Here is an 18,708-nt window from a genome sequence, read left to right as displayed (position 1 = left end):
CTGTTACAACTCCGGGAGACGTTGGCGGTTAAGCTGTCGTTGCCGCTGAGGTCGAATCGGCTCAGGCTGCTCAGGTGCTTCAGGAGCCAAATCCTGAGCTAAAGATTCTATTTCTGACGCTGGAATGGAACAGTGATTAATTTGAGGTGACGTGTTTTCAGACAACACTGCCGCAAAGACTAGCTCTCTACTCCTCGCGCTATAACCAATCATGGATTGTGTGCCATCGGCTTGGCGCTCTGTTACATCAAACTCATACTTCGGTTGTCCTTCCCCGTCTGTCCAAGCAACTGTGAGGGCGCGATCGCCAAACTGAACTTGTTGCTGAAAACTTTCGATCATCCGCAGTGCGATCGTATGATCAACAGTCGGTTGCTCGTCCACAAGCGCATCCAGTACGTCTAATCCTGAATTTTGTTCCTTTTGGAATGCCGCTATCACTTCAGATTGCTCTGTAACCTGCTGCTCTAACCGTGTCATCATGGCTTCGAGTTGATCTAAGCGTTGTGAAAGCTGTTGCAAGTATTCTTCAATCTGATTCAGTTGCTGGTCGATCTTAGCTTGTCGATTGAGCTTTAGCGGTTGTAATGCTTCGAGGGACGAATCGAGGTTTTTAGAGAGCTTGTTGGTCTGACAAGCGAGAACATTCGTTGCTTCTGTGAATGGTTCAGCAATTTCAGGTGGGTTTTCGGGTACTTCGGCAGGTTCAGTCGTGACTTCTAAATCCTCGGCACGATCGAATAGCTGATCTAGCCGATTCGCCTGTTGAGTTGCGAAATTGGCAAGCCGCTTGAGGCGCGATCGATATCGCCCGTCTGGATTCTCCAACGTTTTCATCAAAGCGAAGGCGACCGCTGCTGCACTTGTGGCAAACTGACTCGTTCCTCCAGTTAAATTGATGCCATCAATGCCAGCACCATTACTTCTTGCTAATTCTTGACTTGCATAATTAGCCGTATCTAACACATTTGCAGTGACAGAATCAGGCGATCGCATTCTCGGCTGAACCGCGGAACCTTGCTGAGAACGAGATTGATTGCCAGTTTGAGTCCGTTGGGGAGTAATGGCTTCATCAATCAATCCCACTGAACTTAAAGTCTCATCGATCCCTGATAGCTCATCGTCCTCTAAACCAATGTCCTCATCTAACGTATCGGATTGCTCTAAACCCAGCACAGCAGAGAGGGAAGAGGGCGTGAAATAGTGATCCTCAACAGGTAAATCAATTCCAGCAGCTTTGAGATTTTTCACAAGATAAGAGCCACTGGTGCGCTCATCGGGATATTGCTGCAAGTAGAACCGGAAACCGCACACTTCGCCATCTCGCTCACACAGTTCCATGCCAATCGGGGCTTTTCCGGTCGCCTGCGAAAACTGCTCAACATGAGCCTTCACGTCTTCCCACGACGACAACTCACCGACCGGAGCGGCAGAAATCGCCTTTGCCAGCGTATTGTAAACGTGTTTCAATCGCGCTGGATCGGTGAGATGAGCATAGGCGTTGCGAGTTCGGCTTTTTCGTGTGGTAGCAACCATGAGTCCTCCTACATCCGTCGAATGACGAGGGATGTCACTGCACCCGTGAGATTAGAGAGTCCGTTAAACACTGCACCTCCTGAACTATTCAAGGCGTTGTAGAGCGCAATCCCTCCACCACCGGAAACGAACGTGACCAAGACAGGGGCAAAAATGGCAATGAAAACTGGGAAAGCAAGATCTGAGATCGCTTGCGCCTCCGCAATCACTAAAATCGATGCGACTAGCCCAACCAGCAGATTCCAACCGAGTTGCATCCCAAACAAGGACATAAAGCCAATGCCCCATGCCCAGATCGGTTTGCTGCCGAGTGGAAGGACACTCAATGCCATTGCGATCGGAGCAAATAGAGCCGTGAGTAGCAATGCAGCTTCCAGCGCATTCAGAAACGCCCAAGTCAGTGCCCAAAGGAGTGTTTCAACGAGCTTGAGCAAGGGAACCGTAATAAACTCAGCCACGTTGATGCCCTCGCCTCCGTTCAAGATGGCTTGAGCAAATCTCTGGAGTGAATTCAATGTGCCTTGATTTGCTTGTTCCGCTACACTCACAATTCGCTCTACCGCCTCTCGCTTCGCAGGATCATTCCAACAAGCAATCAGCGCATCTCCCGTCTTATCGCGACATTCCAAGTAAATGGCTTCAATTTGAGTTCGACCCGCCTGTGACAGCGCTACATTAGAAATCGCTTGATTAAATGACAATCCGCCTACTTGAATTTCTAGCACCTCCCGAATCTGCACGGTCGCTACTTGACGCATCAGAAGAACGGTGTTTGCCAGTAGCTGACCGTTTCCAGATAAGAAAAACATGACAACTAGCGGATACACAAACATCGTGACCAGATCTGACCAAGATTGACGAGCGAGAATCTCTTTGCCTTCTTTTAGTGCTAAAAAGAGAATCGACACCGCACCCAAGGTCAAAGCAAATCGGACTAATGCCAGCCACAACCCAACTTCTCCAGATGCCGCACTGGTTCTAAAAATCGTTTGCCACGCCTGATCCCAAGCAACAGAAGTGGCACGACTCAGTTCCAGCGTATTGATGATTGTATTTTCGGCAGTTCCAGCTTGGTTATTACCCGGAAGTTGTGCAAATAGAACAATCGTTAGAATCACATCCCGACTCCTACCGCTCTAAAGTAGAACTCAATGCAGAAGGCGGATTCGATTCTGCACGAGAACGACGCTGCGAGGTTGTTTCGGCAGTTAGAGATTTGCCACCTGGAAGATTAAGCCATGCCATTCCTCGCGTAGCAGATCGCGCCGTGGCTTTCTCCGTTCTGCGATCGCTCACATTCCGCCCTAATGTAGACTCTGCAATTTGTGACTGCAATAGCAAATCATGGGCGCGATCAATCCGCGATTGTTCAGCCTCATCAAACAAAGCCGCATCAACCTCAGTTTGCTGTCCCAACTGAGCCGAGACATTTTGAAGAATCTGCTGAGTCACATCCAAATTTTGGGATTCATCTGCGAGAAAACGATTAGATTGAACGGCTTGGCTCACCCCATCCCGTTTCTGCTGTCCCCGGATTTGAGCCTGTTCACTCAGCGTTGAGCCGTAAGCTGTGCCTCGACTCGCATCCCATTCTAATGTGCGAGACAAATCACTTCTGATGCTGAAGCTCGGTTCATTGCTTCGATTTTCCAGAGCAGCGGCGAGTTGTGTCGGTGGCGCTTGGTCTTGATTGCCTTGGGTAATATTGGCAGTGAGTTGAGCTAAATCGGGAATGCCCAAGGATGCGATCGCAGAATCTAGCAATTGGTTGATCGTCCCTTGCTCAATGCCAAACAGCTTGGCAATGCTCAACCAACGATTCGGAATCTCACTACTAATCTTGAAACGATTCTGAAGCGGACCTGCAAAGCCATCAGTACTGATGGGTAGTCCACTCGCATCGGTTAATTGAGCGCTCGCACGTTGAATTTGAATCATGCTAAATGCTGCTGCAATCAGAACTGTGATGAGTACTTTTCGATTGAATGAACGCATTTTGATCTCCTTCAAATTTGAGTAAAACCGTTTCCTTCCTTCAGAGCAACAACATAGATAGGGGTGAAAGCTGCTAAACCTCGAATTTTGCCGCTTTCTGTGCTAGGAAATTGAGTGAGGGCGCGATCGCGGGCTGCCCGTTCGTCTTCTCCACTTGCTACCGTTGCCAGTAGCATTTCTGCTGGGTAGTAGCGACTATCCCAAAATCGCCCACTCCGCTCGATTAACCAGCAAGAATACAAACTCGAACGACGGGGCAAGTAGGCTTCGGAAGCATTACGAACAATCGTTTCGAGGGGATAGCCTAAATGCTGCTGGAATGAAGTGCAAGCAGTCTGAACCAGTCGCCCAGTAATGCGATAGGTCAAGTTTTGTAGAATCATCGCTCCAGCAGAACAGGTTGCGATCGTATCGGGATCTTGTGATGACAGCAAAATTGAAATTCCGTCTTTTCGAGCCGTCGCACAAAGTTCGCCCAAGACATTCGCAAACCCGTCTTTTTTCAATAGCGTCGATAGCTCATCTCCCACAAAGAGACTTTTAGGATGAGCGAGCGCATTCCGAATACAAGCGCCGTGCGCGACGATCGACAACACGAGAGAATCAAAATCATTACTCAGTCCGGTTAGCGCGAAGAACTTCATCAACGGCTCTGGAGAAACGTTGCTCGGTCGCCCGATCGCGTCGCCCAATGGAGAAACGAGAATCGCCTGAAGTCGAGCGCGAATTTGATTAATGGCTTGAGCATCGATCGCTTCAAAGGAATTGAGGTTGAGCCGTTCTTTCGACACAAATCGCACAAAATCATGCAGCGTTGGCATTTGCTGCCATTCCGAAGATTGCCAGCCATAGTGGAATGCTTGATTGTATCGCTCAACGATGTCAGCGTCTTCCAGAAACACATCTAGAGTTTGCAGCAGCAAATCATCCACTCGTTGAGCGAGATGCGGATGATGCAGTTTACCCATGACGATCGTATTGAGCGCTTGCCTGACAAACTCTCGCCAAGATTTGAGCCGAGAATCAAATTCGTCACCTCGAAACGCTCGTAGGTCTGGAGGTTGCAATAAGTTGTCGTGAGCGCTGCGGATGTCGATATACGCCCCACGCTCAGATCCTAACGCTTCTACCAAGGTCTTAAATGTCGATTCTCCTGCCGCAGTTGGCATATCCATGCCGACGATCGGGATGTTGCAGAGCAAGGCTCGAAATATGAATTGGGATAACAAAACCGATTTTCCTGAACCGCTTTGTCCGGTTAGCAAAGCATGAACGGTTTGATCCTCAAACAGATCCACATAAATCGGCTTGCCGCCTGCTGTGATGAACTCAACACCATGCAAATCTAAATCTCGTGGCACAGTCAGTGGCAGCACCCCGGCTACGGTTTCGTTATCGAGTGTTAATCGGCGATCCTCGGTATCGAGAATCCCGTTAAACTCTAGGAGCCGTTGGAGGGTAATGGGCAGGGTTTGTAGCCAGACTTGCCAGCAAACATGGCGCGATCGCACTACATTCGCTGACCCAAAACTATGCGCCAATAGTTCACACGCTTGATCAAGTTCCTCGGTTGTATTGCGCCAGACGTTGAATACAACCGCGACGTGAAGCGCGATCGCACCCTGATACAGCTTGCGTTGCGCCTCAAAACTCTCTTCAGCTTTGACTTCTGCCCCAATATCTCGCCCTTGTCCTTGTGTCAGTGCGCGAGTCGATGCAGTTCTGGATTGACGCGCAGTTCTAGCTAAGTTGTCATTGATCAGGAATCGAGATGCAGGCACAATCTCAACCCAAACTTCGGTATCACGGACATAAGGCTGAGACATTGCTTTCCATATCGCTGCGAGTTGCGTCCGAGTGTTGAGCCACCCTTCCACAGCATCTTGCATCACGAGCAGTCCACCGACGCGGCGATTGACCCAAACACATTCGCGGTTTTGACGATGTTCGGGACAGGCAGATTGTCCCTGAGAGCCTTGAATCAGAATCGTGGTGGAATGCCGCTCTGAGTGAGCAATTTCGACAAATTCTGTTCCAACAATGGCAGGTTGCCAAACTAACAATTGAGGAATAGGCGGCGCAGTCATGCGATTGAATTGCTGCCAAAGCCAATTCCATAAATACTCAGCATTGAGCGGCGTAATTTCGAGTCCAGCTTTGGTGTTCAGTAACCTTTCCCAGTTCAAGAAAGCATCATGTCCATCATCTATCAGCCTGTGCAAGAACTGTTGTGATTGTTCGTGCTTCCCACCTCGCATCGCATCTAGAAAATTTGTTAGGCGCTGCGAGAGCTTACTAATCCAATCACTCCATCGGGCTTGACCCGTAGCATTGATCGTATACGTGCAGAAAATTAGTGAAGTCCACTGCCGTCGCGTTCCTTCATGCGTGAGTTGTTGAATTCGCTTTTGCTCGGAGCGTCCTAGCACGATCGCCAGAGGCACGGTCGTTCTGCTAATCAATTGTTCTAAAGACTGCTGGCGCTGAACATCATCGGCAAAGCAACTGAAGTAAAACCGGAGCGATTCTCCGATCGCGCATTCTTTCATCGCCTCTTCGAGTTGCGATGCGATCGCCATGACTTCTTCTCGTGTGAGTTCAGGGTGCAAGCCTTGAAGTCTGAATCCGAACACCAATTGCCACAAATCTCCACGATTGAGGAGATAAGCACCGATGTCGCGATTATCTTTCAACAGTCGCACCATGCAGCACAGATCTAAGCAATTCTCAAAGGGGTAGAACTTACGGTGCTGAGTGTCCTGGGATGAAGTTGCGGTGAGTTTAAGCTTCTGTTTCATTTCCCTGCTTTATTGCGTTTTCGGCTGCGAGCGAGTAGAGAGCTATAGCGGGCATAGCCTGTAATCCAATCTGTACCAGGTGGAGATTTGAAGCGATCAAGAAACTGATAAGCGCGTTTTCCAGTCAAAAGCCACCAAGTTGCAATCATCCAAATTGAGGCAGCGAAAAAGGCAGCTAAGCCAAGATTGAACAGTTCCATTGTCAGAACCCAGGAAGCAATCAGAATGCTAATCCAAGGCAGGATTTGATTTGCTGGAACAGGTCCAATACTCGGAATTTTGCCCAGCGCTTTGTTGACCTTGATAAACGTCTTGTCTGGATCTCTCATACAGTTAGCTTTCTGGGACAAAGATGGCAGTGATTACGTCCAGTCCTAGAACGATGCCAAAAGCTAATCCAACTTGAGTTGCAATCGGTCGCCAGTCATTACCTTGTTGTGCCTGGTTATAAGCAAACAGAGCAGCAGCAGCAACTAAGAGAAGAAATACAGCCCGAATGACGTTAAATACAAGTGCGATCGCTTCCTCTGAAATTCCTTCTCCCCCGCCTGCACTCTCAGACGCAAGTTGTGTGATGAACTCTTCCATACCCGATAGAAAGATCGCGTGAGCAGGTTGCATCATGCTGACAGAGAGTGCAATCGCGCCAAACACGACCAGCAAACTGCGAGAGTAGGTTTTCCGTCGCCAACCTTTGCGATAAGGCAAGCGATCACAGATCCAACGGAATGAATAGATTAGCAGCAGTGCGATCGCGAACAGCGCCATCAGAATGGGAGCTTTCCAGAGAAAGTAACCCAACATTGCTACCCAAGTTGTCAGCCAGGGATAGTCTCGCACAGTCAGACTGCAAACACTGACAGTGACTTTAGAAGAATGAGAATGAATGCTTTCATGAATTCGCATAGACAGACCAACCAATACTGTTGGCTTATCTTGCACAACGCTTTGAATCGGTCGCCCCTGCCATTTTTCCAAAGTTCTAGTATTAGCCTCTCCCATCTGGCAGTCCCCAAATTGCAGAGGACAATCGCATATACGACCGCTCACAATATGCCTGAACCTTACTGTGTCTGGCTATGAGGCAAATTCGACGCTTCCAACCGCCGAGCCTACTATCCGAGAGCAAAAATTTACTCCCGATTTGCTTTGCGGTATTGAGCATCTTCGGTGGAATTCAAACGCTGCTGATTGTCTTCCTGAGTTGGCGAGTCAATACACTGGCAGAGCGCAAGACGACCTTCGTGCAATTGGTGGACGGGCGCGTTGTGGCAATGCGCGAAGAAGCAGGAACTTATCGAACGCCGGAAGCCATTAAGAATGTAGTGCGGCAATGGTCAACACTGACCTGGAGTTGGGAAAGCAAGCTACCTGGAACGAATAAACCAGATGCTGGGCAGAAGGTGGGAAGCCAAAAATTAACAACAGCAGCTTACCTAGCGTCTTTCTTACTGAGCGGCAAACTCAGACCTGAAGGTTCAAGCTTTCGCGAGGAGTCAAGGCGAAGCATTTCAGAACTGACACCTGCGGGTGTTTTTAGTGGCAATGTGCGATCGACAATCTTAATCCGCCATGTCTCAGAACCGAGAACGATCGCTCTCGGCAAATACGAAGTAGACATGATTGCCAGCCGTAACGTCATTCAGCAGTCCGGGAAAATCGAAGAAATTCCCTTCAATCGGACGTTCACATTAGAAGCAGTAGACATTCCGCGATCGCCGCTTGGCAAAACCGCAACCGAAGCTGAGCGCGTCGTTTACAGCATTCGAGAAGCTGGACTCGAAATTACCGATATCAAGCCTTTTAACCCCAATTAGCCTATGTCTTCTCCCCAGAATAAAATTCAAGTCATTTCTGCACCGGAAACTGCCTCCGATTCGATTGATGCGACAGAAGCGGCTCAATTGGTCGGCTATAACCCAAATGAAACCGAGAAGCTGATTGATGATCAATACAAACTGATTCAGGAAAATGAAGGTGGGGATACTCGCCCCAGTTACGAGCATCCGATCATTCGCTTTGCCAGTGTTGCCTTGCCTCTGGGGGCATTAGGAGGCAGTGCGTTAGGTATTTGGTTCCTTATTTTCGCACCCAAGAACAATCCAGACCCAGAACCTGTGACTTCAGCTACGCCAACCCCCAGTCTCGTTCCAAACGCGGAGGGAAGACTAAAAAGTCAACTTGCGTTTCAAGACCAGCAGACTTCTCTAGAGAAGACGAAATCTACGTCACAAGCGAAACCCAAGAAGCCACCTGCGAAACCATTAACCCAAAAAGCAACTGAACCAACCCGAACCACTCCGATTCGACGTATCGCAGCCACTGAACCAGAACCGTCACGCAGAGTTTATTCTGTTTCGGCTGCAACTCCGGTGGTAACTCGCTCGGTCGCACCAACTCAAGCCGTTAAACCGCCTGAAACACCTGATCCCTATACTCAGTGGAATGTGCTAGCAAAACTAGGGCAGCAGCAAGCGGAGAAGATTACAGATTCAGCTACGCCCCAACGGACAGAGATCGCTTCTAATTCAACAATTCCAACGGTTCAAGTCGGCATGGAAGGAGCAACCGAAGTTGCAACAGAACGACCAGAAGTCGTAGTCAACCCCGTGAACACAGAGAATACAGTTCAAGCTGATGCCGCAAGAGCCAGATCAATCCCTTCTGAAGTAGCATCTCCAAGTTTAGTGAGGCAACCAGAATTTTCACCTTCCGAGCTATCCAATCCGCCGATGCAAATTGCGATCGGAACTACAATTCCGGCGAAAGTTGTTGTTCCCGCAATTGCGATCGCAAACAATCGAGAGCGTTCTCTAGTTGAGATTACAGAAGACGTTCCTGCGATCGACAATCGAATCGCACTACCCAAAGGAACATTAATCGCGACTGAAATCGTCAAAGTTGACCCTCAAACCCACCTAGTTCAGCAAACTCCGGTCGCGATCGTCTACAAAAATCGTTTCGGACAGATCCAACAGCAGCAATTGCCAGCAGGGAGTTTAGCAGTACGTGGCAAAGATGGCACACCTTTAATCGCGCAGGCGACTCAGCAATCGGATAACAGCGCGGGACGGGATCTCTTGATTGCAACATTGAGCGGTGTTGCCAAGGCTAGCGAGGTGATCAATCGCCCTCAAGAAGAGAACGTATTCAGCAGCGATAGTTTTGGCAGTACGCAAATCTCCCGTCGCACGACTCGTCAGCCGGATTTGTTAGCGGCAGCGATCGGAGGTGTACTGGGAACGACAGTCGATCGACTAAAACAACGAGCCGAGCAAACTCTAACAGCCCGTCAAGCACCAATTTTCGCGATTCCAAAGGATCAGCCAGTTTCAATTGTCTTCACGTCCTTCTTTGAAATCCAACGATGACCCATGAAGCCATTCTCAGTATTGTTCACCCTCAGCATTGTGCTGCTGGCTCCAAATCTTGCTCAAGCTCATCCTCGCCTAATCAGAACAGTTGCGCCAGTATCCCGCGCGATCGCAATCAAAGTCTGGGCAGGACGAATCACCGCGATCGACTTTAGCCGCACAAATCAAAAAATCACGAGCGTCGTCCTCGCTGACCCATCCAGGCTGGTCTACACACCGGATACCCCAATTGCATCGGGTCAAGCTTCGACGCTCTTTCTGCGGCAAATTGAACCGCTGAAGTTTCCAGGTGTCACGTCTTCAAAGCACACTAATCTCCTGGTCAAAACGATCGATCCACAGGGGAAATCGCAGCTTCACTCGTTTGAGATTGCGATCGCCACTGGAACGCCAGAATACAGCATTGTCGAAGCTTCTCGAACAGTACCGCAGGGATGGATTCATCGCTAACGACATAGAGTGAGTCAAACCGATGCCCCAAGCTTCTTCTAAACATTCCAAGCAGCGCGGACGGTACTCCGTCTTTCCTCGTCCAGCGACCAGTCCCGATTTGTTTGCTGATGGCTCAACCGATCGTTTAGCTTCTAATCGCCTAATCTGGGAAAGTTGTAACATCTTGACGCAGGGTGAAAGCTTGGGCTGGCTTCAAGACGAGCAAGGCTTGCCCCACTACAAAAGTGTTGTTTCCAAAGGCAAAGGTTACATCTCGTTTTGGTTGACCGATGATCTCCATACCGATCACCCTGCGATCTTGGAAAGCGAAGCAGCATTGGCACTAATCGAGCAATTCGATATTCGAGCAGCCTGTATGCACCTGATTTACGCTGCCCACGCCACTCAACTTGAGCGTCCGTGGGAGCAATCCTTCACGTTGAGCGACACGCAACTGGAACGCTATCTGGGGCTGGATCGCAATAAGAAACTAACCAAGCAGCAGAAACTAGAGCAAATGTTGGAATGGGCAAAGCAACCGTGTCGTTTATTGGTCTACATTTCCTACCCCTCTCAAGGGAAAGTGCCAATGTTTTCCGTCAGTCGCACTTGGTTGTGGGAGATTGCAGAACCGATCTTGCATTTTCAAAACTGCCTCACCGACGATCACGGCAATTCAGTGGGCAGTGAAACGCTGGTTGGATTTACGCTGAAAGTTCGCTGTGGTCATTGGGCAGAGTATTTTCTGAATGAGGAACGGCGGCGGAATCAATCTGGCTATTACGAGTGTGGCATTCTCTCTCAGCAGATTTTGCAGGATTTAATGGGAACTTGGCATCACCAGGAAGGAGCCGCTCGATTGATGGCTTGGTTATTGTTCAAGACAAAAGTGAATTGCGCCAGTCCCGTTACAGTTGAAACTTTGATGAAAGTTGCTTTTGGAGCGGAGGCGTTGCAAGCAGCGCGATCTGATCCTAGAAAGCGCACTGCATTGATCCGCAAGTGGATGAGTGCAGTGCGCTCGCTCCTTTCTAAAAGTTGGCAAATTACGCCAGATGCGAAAACCTATCCACGACACTACTGGGTCGAGCCATCAGAGTCACAGTTACTCGCGCAAATTCCGGACGAGCCAGAAGCGGCGATCGCATTTTGGACAGAAGAGGCAGACAGTCAACAGCTAATCGATGTTCAGAAGCGATTTCGGGGTGGATTTGAGCGGTTACTGGGTGGGCGGCTCTGGATTCAACCCCCTGCGATCATCGCTGAGAAACTTTCGTCGATCGCGCCATCTTCCCAATCCAGCCCAGAACCTCGTTCATCGATCGCACCAGCCCCCAAGCCAGTGAAGCCCATCATTGAGTCCGGAGAACAGATGAAGCAATTTCGACTGTCGAGAGGGTGGAGTCAGGCTGATCTCGCAGCCCAGCTTGAACGCAGCGTCAGTTGGGTCAAAATGGTAGAAAACGGAAAGCGACGACTTCAATCGATCGATCAATCAAAATTCCTCAAGCTGAGTCAATCCGATTAGCTTACAGCGAGGTTAAAGTCGTCAAGCAATCCCGAATTTGCTTTAACACCTGCAAGATGTCATACAGCTTGTTCTGACGCGATCGCAGCGAGAAAGTATCAGAAATCGCATACTCCTTTTGCTGACGCTGTTGCAGTTTCAAGAAGGCGAAGTTGTTGCCATTCGTGACCATTCCATAGAGCGGTCTTGAAGCGGCATCTGCCCCAGCAGATCGCTCTAAATTCGGACTAGCTGCCATATAGGTTAGAGCTTGGGGAATCGCTGTTTCCATATCAATCCGGGTTGCTTTTTCTTCCACCACCAACACCCAAAATCGATGCTCGATGATCAGCACATCGATCCTGCCCCGATACAGTTCATCATCGTCCACTGCCGTCACTTCTACCGAGGCTTCTGAATCAATCACAAACCGAGGCTCGTAAAGTCCCGCAAGGTCTAACAAGGGCGACACCAGGAGACGATCCACCGTTCCCTCAGATAACTCTCCTCGGCGACGATGGGCTAAAAATCGTTGCTTGTAATGATCCAGTGTTGCTTTCTCAGCGTCCGTCAGCATGGGGAGATTCTCAAACCACTCCACAAAAAAAGCGTCATCCAAGCTCTGCACCAGATTGAACTTTTCTTCAACTTGGCTCAAACTCTCAATGGCTTGGCTGATGGCATAGGTTTGGGTCATGGATAAGTCCCCTGATAATGCTTAGATTGAAAGGCGGTTAATTCCATCATAATGCCAGTCATGAGGAGCGTTGAGAATAGCAGTCAACCTTGTGTGCATCTTCTCAAGCAAACTATCTGACCCAAGTTGCATTGCCAGATTGAGCCATTCATAGAAGTCAGTTTGGGCAACTTTGACAATCTGCATGATTTTTAGGGTGCAGTTTAGGGTGCAGTTCGTATTTTCTCAGCATTTGATTCAGCCAAGTGACTCAGGAGAGGCAGAGGGCGGCAATTTTGCGAATTTAGGTAATGCTGGATTCATATAATCCCACGGTTGGGCACTCGCAGCGTAGCAATTCATACTTGGTTGAAACTCACTCGGCTCATCTAAACTGCCTGCCATAATTCCAAACAATTCGGGAATGGGAGGCTGACTGAAGAGTCGAGATCCACAGGTTGGACAAAATCCTCGACCGACAATCGCACCGCTATCTCCCGTCACATCGTAGTACTTGACCTCGCCTGTGATCGTGACTGCACTTCGAGGAACTAGCATTGCGGCTGCAAAGGCGGAACCTGTTGAGCGTTGACAATCTCGACAGTGGCAGTTTCCCATAAATAGGGGCGCGGCTGAACATTCGTAGCGAATCGCTCCACAAAGACAACCACCTGTGAAAGGGATGTGCATCACAATCCTCGCTTGCCAGATTTGGCACTGAATTGATTGATCTCATCCTAGATCGTCGCTGCTCACGGACAATCATCTGTAAAAGCGCTGCTCATCCTTGTGCTGCTGTTTTTTCAGCCAAATCCGATGTCACAAGATTTGACGAAAATACCCCTCACTCGATCATAGAGTCACAATTTTCTGAAGGGCTGAATCCATTGCTAATCAAAGAGATCGCGCATATTGGAAACCTGAAAAACACCCCTCACTCGATCCAAAAATACCCCTCACCCGATCCAAAAATACTCCTCACTCGATCATAAAGTCACAAAAAAATTCTTGTATCCCTTTCTCTGTCAGCGTTTCAAAAAATGGTCACAAGTCTGATTCTTTTGATCAGATTGATCGCACCCTCGTTCAAAGCCCAATTTGTGACCACTGCTAGGCTATGACGTGATTCGATGCAGTCGAGGTGGTCTTATCGTTCACGCAACGTCACAGCGATCGTTTCAATTTGTGGAAGAGGGCAACGAGTTTCTGAGCCTCTTCCCGCATCGCTATGACTTCATTTGGGCAGCACATACCGCAGCTAACACCAAAGTCGAATGGCAAACGGAAACACGTTATCCACTGAGCGATCGTATCCTCCAACAAGGCTCTAATCTGTACGGTGTGCGCTTCGGCTCCCAAACCCAGTATTTTCTGCTCGATATCGACACCCCTAGCCCGTACCATCCCAATCAAGACTCATTCGCTATTTCTTCGATTGTGGCTGCCCTGGAGCCGCTAGGAATGGTCAGCTACGTCGGTTGCACATCGAGCTATAGCAGTGGCTTGCATCTGTACTTTCCGTTTCAGCAAATCCAGAATTCTTGGAAGATTGCGATCGCAGTCACTACCCTGCTCGAAAACGCTGGCTTCAAACTGCATCCTGGACACCTCGAACTCTTTCCCAATCCAAAGCCCTACAGCGCTGAACCAAGCCTATTCAATGCTCATCGCTTACCGTTGCAAATCGGATCGTATCTCGTGAATCAGGACTTCCAACCAATTTGGAGTAGCCGTGATCGCTTCATCGAACAATGGAAACTTGCTCAATCCCGCAACAATTTGGATACTAACGTTCTCAACCGAATTCTCAAACAACAGAAGCGACCGCCATTCCAGTTCTCAGGCAAAGCTGATAAATTCCTGAGCGACCTAAATGCTGAAATCGAAGCAGGCTGGACAGACTACGGACAAACTAACCGTCTGCTGGGTCGAATTGCGATGCGGACCTACATCTTCCACCATGTTCTATTCGGCGGCAAACTACTGGAAGGGCAAGCTTTGATTGATGAAATTGTGGCAGTGGCGCGATCGCTCCCTGGTTACTCCGAATGGTGTCGGCATCAGCATGAAATCGAACATCGTGCAGCAGAGTGGGCAAGGTGTATCGAAAACAGCCACTACTTTCACTATGGCGAACGAGCGAAGAAATCTAACATCGAAACCACATCAACCTGGAATCAGCAACAGTCGGAAGATGCCAGAATTCGGATTCGAGATGCGATCGCAGATCTACTAGAACAAGGAATTTTAGCAACCGGAGCAACTGCTCGATTTCAGCAATTGCTTCAATTCGGCATTGGTGGCAGCACTTTGTATCGTCATCGAGATTTATGGCATCCGGCTCATCTAACCGATCTCCCCCACACCCCCTCTAGCTTCAAATCGAACTGCCCGTTAGATTGCAATGGAGGAGCATCTAACGGGCACTGTCCAACAAGCTTATTCCCCAGCGATGGCAGTAATGTTGCTCAGGGCAACGATTCTAGTAATTCAAGGGAGTCCAATTCAGAAGATTCAGGTCGTAATGCTCCTGAATCTACTACGATCGACCCGACTCAAATCTATGCTTCACTTCAAGCAACGCGACTGCGCTTACAAGCGGAGCAAGCAGCACGACAGCAAGCGGCTGAAGTTATCAAACAACAACAGGAAAAGCAAAAAAATGAACTCGCTCAAACTCAGCAGATTGAAAGGATGCAGCAGTTTCTGAACTCTGGTGATTCGATTCTCATGACAGAAGCAATGACCTGGGCACAAGTACATCCTCATGTCCTTGATTTCTGCCAGTGGGCGATCGCGTTTGATGGCTCGACTGAGATCAGGGAAAATCATTTGCGATTAGCGATCGCGCATCTACTTCATCAACTCAATCTTGATCCCTTGAATGAGTTCGAGTTGGATCATGCTGCATTGTACACCCTGCTCACGGATTTGAAAGGGCGGTTTCTAGATTCCAGTTAACGGAACAAATTATTCGATGATTCTGGCTTTCATCGCAATCGCGGCGGCTTCAGTTCGATCATTTGCTCGAAGCTTGCTCAAAATGCTGCGAACATGATGTTTGACCGTACCCAAACTAAGAAAGAGCTTTTCTGCGATCGAGTTATTCGTGTGACCCTGCACAATCAATCCCAATACCTCGACTTCCTGCGCCGTTAAGGGAGAATCTTCCAGCATTGCATTGAGGTTCGACTGCTGGGTGTGCTTCAAGACAATTCGTGCGATCGCAGGATCTAACCACGGCTCACCTGCATAGGTTGTTTTTAGGGCTTCGAGAAGTAGCCTGTTCTTAATCGTCTTGATGCAGTAAGAATCAACACCTGCCGCGAGTGCTTTGAACACCATTGCCTCATCAATGTAGCCCGTCAAAATCAAAAACCTTGTTTCTGCCCGATTGTGCCTAGAAGCTCGGAACCGTTGAATTAGTTCAACGCCAGTAAAATCAGGCAATCCGACATCAACGATCGCGACATCGGGCTGAGTCTCCTGCAATAAAATCAATCCATCAGTCGCGGTCGCCGCCTCTCCAACAATCTGAATGTCAGATTTGTGGGCTAACGCATTTTTAATTCCTGTACAAAGTAGACTGTGATCCTCAATCATCGCAACACGCATCTTCATGTTGATCACCCTGTCATCGTTTGGTTTGCAACGCAGCTTCACGCATTCCAACCCTGCTTCTCTCGCCATTGTGCTGAGTCGCAAAGTTTGAATCGTTCGAGGTTCAAGCTAGAAGATGAGACTCGGATTATCTAGTCTCGATCGCTTGAGTGGTTTATTTCTTCGTAGCGATGAACCTTCTGTATAGCAGACCGAAACCCTGATTGCGTTACGAGAGATTACGAAACGGATTGAAGCTTGTGTGAAGCTTGCGACAGAATTTGTAAAAAACTGATTAAGTAGGACTCTATAAAATGGGTCTTGATTTCTGGCTTCGCCTTGTTCCAAATTTCAAATTGGCACATCTTGATCAGAAATTGCTCTCACTCCCTGAACCGATCTCAATTTAACTTGAGTAAGGAAACGATTTAGGTAATTTCCTCAAATATGGTCTTTTTGTGAAACTGGAGTGTCATAACTGCGTCAGATGAAATGATACCGATAGGATAAAAATCGACCACCCCTTCGCAATGGTTGTCTTATGCCCCCAATAAAATCCAAATCCGCTTCAACCGCTCCTCCTGACCCTGACCAAGCCTGTCGTCCGACCTTTTACATAACTGCTGAATTGCTTGCCGCGATCGATGAGCAGTGCGCTACTGAAGGCAACAAGAAACGCTCTCCACTCGTGTCAGAAATTTTGCAAGTTGTGTTGACTTCTAAGTTGGGTCAAGAACTACGATCGCAAGCGATAGCAAGCCAACACAGCCTCGCTGAGGAATTGAAACGCAATCTTATCTTGTTCAATCCTGCGGTTCCATCAGAGCAAATTCGTTCACTTGCGATCGCGAGCCAACGAAACCCAGATCAGATGGTCATTCATCTCATCTTGCTCGGATTGCAAGCCTATCAGCAAGGCTCAACTGGAAGTTCCCCAGTTCTATAATTTCTGCCCTAAGTTTAGAATTCGTTCTGATCAATACCAGAATGGACGCATTAAAAAGTGACCACTTGCTTGTGCAAAATCAGACCCTCATTGTTACTCAAAATTAGCTGTTTTTATACCTTTTAAGGAAATTTATGACTCAATGTTGACTTCACAGATTCAGCCAATTTCGCTACACTACCTAAACTAAGTAATATTCCTGAAGGCTATCTCTTTTTCTTACATAGATGACCTCGGTGAACACATTGATTGCGCTCAATTGGGATATTAGCCGAAGTTGCAAAATTAGCACGATTCAGGGTTAGGGTGCAGTCTGATTTGTCATTCTGATCGAGATAATCTGTGAATCTATGCACTCAAGATCCGCTTCCTCAGTTGTTCCCGTTCCAACTATTCTTCTCGTTGATGATGCTCCCAGCAGTCTGCAATTGCTCCAAGAAGCGTTGCAACAGCAAGGCTATCAAGTCGCGATCGCACAGACTGGGCAAGAAGCCCTCACCTTCATCACCCATGCGCCACCCGACCTAGTTGTGCTTGATGTCGTCATGCCTGAAATGGATGGCTACGAGGTCACACGACAAATTCACCGAAATACAGCTTTGCCCTTCATTCCGATCGTTCTGATCACAGCTTACGACTACTCATTGATGGAGGTATTTGAAGCAGGCGCGATCGACATTGTTGAAAAATCAAACTCGCTTGATGAATTAGTGGCACGAGTTGAAAGTTTGCTTGCTCTCAAGCAAATGTGGGATGCCCAAATCCAAACCTCGCAAGAACAAGCTTTAATGATGGTGGGAGTCACGCATGATTTGAGGACACCGATCATAGCTGCCAATCAAACGCTGGAACAAATCCAAGCTGGAGATTTTGGCAACACACTGCTGGAATTGCAACCGCCGTTATCACAGTTGATCAGCAATAACCAAACAATGCTCAACATTGTCGAGACTGCTCTAGAGACTTATCAATATGACACCCAAGATAAAGCACTCGCATTTTTCCCAGTAGATTTGGTGGAACTAAGTCGAGAGGTGTTAGCAGAATTGCGATCGCTTGCGACTCAGAAAGGGATTGAACTGCGATTCGTCAATGCTGGACTCGTTGAAGCAAGGGGCGATCGCTTAGAGCTACATCGCTTGCTCACGAATCTAGTCAGTAATGCAATTCGATTCACAGATACAGGCTTTGTGGAAGTTCGGCTCCGACGAGCTTTGATCGATCAGATTGACTGGGCAATCATCGAAGTAATCGATACGGGTATTGGCATCTCTGAAACACAGCAGGAACAGTTATTTCAGCGATTTACACCCGGTCAGAGTTCTCGATCGGGGAATGGGTTAGGACTCTATCTATGTCAGCAGATCGCGACCGCACACCAAGGCAGAATCGAGGTGCAATCGACCCTTTCTGAAGGAACCACCTTTACCATCCAAATTCCGGCAATCAGGTAAGTTATTTGCTGGAAGGTCAGCTACCGCTTAGACAGGGCTGATCACTCACCTTCCAGCAGTTATGACGCATTCCACAACCGATCCATCCGTTCAAAAGCTGATTCAGAACATCGATCGACAATATGGCTATGGCACACTCATGCGCCTTGGCGACACTCAACGATTGGACATCAAGACGTTAGATCTGGGGATTCCGAAGCTCGACGATATCTTGGGTGGAGGATTGCCTCAAGGTCGCATCATCGAAATTTTCGGTCCCGAAGCTTAGTGATGTAGAAAACTTTTTGCAGTCTCAAGATGAGAATGTGGTGACTTTGGAGAATTGAATCCGACAATTTAAGCGCTCTCGCTTACTGGCGGAAGCGCAAGCTGCTGGTGGACTGCGACGGG

Annotated in this window: 18 protein-coding genes; 8 read left to right on the top strand and 10 right to left on the bottom strand. The window is 48.4% G+C overall.

Annotated features, from left to right (window positions below; all coding sequences use genetic code 11):
* Positions 1-3: 3 nt before the first annotated feature.
* From ACQ4M5_RS30780 to ACQ4M5_RS30755, 6 genes are read right to left on the bottom strand one after another with little or no spacing between them, the layout of a single operon-like run.
* Positions 4-1,536 (bottom strand): hypothetical protein, encoded by a 1,533-nt coding sequence (locus ACQ4M5_RS30780; RefSeq protein WP_430679623.1) that lies wholly within the window; start codon positions 1,534-1,536, stop codon positions 4-6.
* Positions 1,537-1,544: 8 nt separating this feature from the next.
* A complete protein-coding gene (locus ACQ4M5_RS30775; RefSeq protein ID WP_430679622.1) occupies positions 1,545-2,654 on the bottom strand; it encodes a hypothetical protein in 1,110 nt (369 codons plus the stop codon).
* A gap of 10 nt (positions 2,655-2,664) precedes the next feature.
* The gene (locus ACQ4M5_RS30770) at positions 2,665-3,531 is read right to left on the bottom strand and encodes a hypothetical protein (protein WP_430679621.1); all 867 of its coding nucleotides are present in this window, start codon (positions 3,529-3,531) and stop codon (positions 2,665-2,667) included.
* 11 nt (positions 3,532-3,542) lie between these two features.
* Entirely contained in the window at positions 3,543-6,329 is a 2,787-nt protein-coding gene (locus tag ACQ4M5_RS30765) for a hypothetical protein (RefSeq protein WP_430679620.1), read from the bottom strand.
* A complete protein-coding gene (locus tag ACQ4M5_RS30760) occupies positions 6,326-6,658 on the bottom strand; it encodes a hypothetical protein (protein ID WP_430679619.1) in 333 nt (110 codons plus the stop codon). Before ACQ4M5_RS30760 ends, ACQ4M5_RS30765 begins: the two co-directional genes overlap by 4 nt.
* Positions 6,659-6,662: 4 nt before the next feature.
* Positions 6,663-7,331: a hypothetical protein gene (locus ACQ4M5_RS30755; RefSeq protein ID WP_430679618.1), complete on the bottom strand. Its 669-nt coding sequence runs from the start codon at positions 7,329-7,331 to the stop codon at positions 6,663-6,665.
* Positions 7,332-7,408: 77 nt separating this feature from the next.
* Between ACQ4M5_RS30755 and ACQ4M5_RS30750 the strand changes: the two genes are divergently transcribed.
* The 4 genes from ACQ4M5_RS30750 to ACQ4M5_RS30735 are packed head-to-tail and all read left to right on the top strand — an operon-like array spanning position 7,409 to position 11,663.
* Entirely contained in the window at positions 7,409-8,146 is a 738-nt protein-coding gene (locus ACQ4M5_RS30750; RefSeq protein WP_430679617.1) for a hypothetical protein, read from the top strand.
* A gap of 3 nt (positions 8,147-8,149) precedes the next feature.
* Positions 8,150-9,700, top strand: a complete 1,551-nt coding sequence (locus ACQ4M5_RS30745; RefSeq protein ID WP_430679616.1) for a hypothetical protein — start codon at positions 8,150-8,152, stop codon at positions 9,698-9,700.
* A 3-nt stretch (positions 9,701-9,703) separates the two neighbouring features.
* A complete protein-coding gene (locus ACQ4M5_RS30740; protein ID WP_430679615.1) occupies positions 9,704-10,153 on the top strand; it encodes a hypothetical protein in 450 nt (149 codons plus the stop codon).
* 22 nt (positions 10,154-10,175) lie between these two features.
* The gene (locus ACQ4M5_RS30735; RefSeq protein ID WP_430679614.1) at positions 10,176-11,663 is read left to right on the top strand and encodes a helix-turn-helix domain-containing protein; all 1,488 of its coding nucleotides are present in this window, start codon (positions 10,176-10,178) and stop codon (positions 11,661-11,663) included.
* A gap of 1 nt (position 11,664) precedes the next feature.
* Here the strand turns inward: ACQ4M5_RS30735 and ACQ4M5_RS30730 are convergent, their stop codons facing one another.
* Genes ACQ4M5_RS30730 through ACQ4M5_RS30720 form a run of 3 tightly spaced genes read right to left on the bottom strand, consistent with a single transcriptional unit; the run spans position 11,665 to position 13,008 of the window.
* A complete protein-coding gene (locus tag ACQ4M5_RS30730) occupies positions 11,665-12,339 on the bottom strand; it encodes a type I restriction endonuclease subunit R (protein ID WP_430679613.1) in 675 nt (224 codons plus the stop codon).
* 21 nt (positions 12,340-12,360) lie between these two features.
* The gene (locus tag ACQ4M5_RS30725) at positions 12,361-12,525 is read right to left on the bottom strand and encodes a hypothetical protein (protein ID WP_430679612.1); all 165 of its coding nucleotides are present in this window, start codon (positions 12,523-12,525) and stop codon (positions 12,361-12,363) included.
* Between the two features lie 51 nt (positions 12,526-12,576).
* Positions 12,577-13,008 carry a GFA family protein gene (locus ACQ4M5_RS30720; RefSeq protein ID WP_430679611.1) on the bottom strand — a complete coding sequence of 144 codons (432 nt, stop codon included), beginning with the start codon at positions 13,006-13,008 and terminating at the stop codon, positions 12,577-12,579.
* Positions 13,009-13,440: 432 nt separating this feature from the next.
* Between ACQ4M5_RS30720 and ACQ4M5_RS30715 the strand changes: the two genes are divergently transcribed.
* Entirely contained in the window at positions 13,441-15,279 is a 1,839-nt protein-coding gene (locus ACQ4M5_RS30715; protein ID WP_430679610.1) for a hypothetical protein, read from the top strand.
* 9 nt (positions 15,280-15,288) lie between these two features.
* Here the strand turns inward: ACQ4M5_RS30715 and ACQ4M5_RS30710 are convergent, their stop codons facing one another.
* Entirely contained in the window at positions 15,289-15,939 is a 651-nt protein-coding gene (locus ACQ4M5_RS30710) for a response regulator (protein ID WP_430679609.1), read from the bottom strand.
* A gap of 520 nt (positions 15,940-16,459) precedes the next feature.
* Here ACQ4M5_RS30710 and ACQ4M5_RS30705 point away from each other — a divergent pair.
* The 3 genes from ACQ4M5_RS30705 to ACQ4M5_RS30695 all read left to right on the top strand — a co-directional run bounded on the left by ACQ4M5_RS30705 (position 16,460) and on the right by ACQ4M5_RS30695 (position 18,586).
* Positions 16,460-16,864 (top strand): hypothetical protein, encoded by a 405-nt coding sequence (locus ACQ4M5_RS30705; protein ID WP_430679608.1) that lies wholly within the window; start codon positions 16,460-16,462, stop codon positions 16,862-16,864.
* A 350-nt stretch (positions 16,865-17,214) separates the two neighbouring features.
* Positions 17,215-18,318 carry a hybrid sensor histidine kinase/response regulator gene (locus ACQ4M5_RS30700; RefSeq protein ID WP_430679607.1) on the top strand — a complete coding sequence of 368 codons (1,104 nt, stop codon included), beginning with the start codon at positions 17,215-17,217 and terminating at the stop codon, positions 18,316-18,318.
* A 61-nt stretch (positions 18,319-18,379) separates the two neighbouring features.
* On the top strand, positions 18,380-18,586 hold the full coding sequence (locus ACQ4M5_RS30695) for a hypothetical protein (protein ID WP_430679606.1): 207 nt from the start codon (positions 18,380-18,382) through the stop codon (positions 18,584-18,586).
* Positions 18,587-18,708 lie beyond the last annotated feature (122 nt).

The sequence above is a fragment of the Leptolyngbya sp. AN10 genome (assembly GCF_050565645.1).
In the GTDB taxonomy this organism is placed as follows: domain Bacteria; phylum Cyanobacteriota; class Cyanobacteriia; order Leptolyngbyales; family Leptolyngbyaceae; genus Leptolyngbya.
This window is presented reverse-complemented; position numbering and strand designations above follow the sequence as displayed.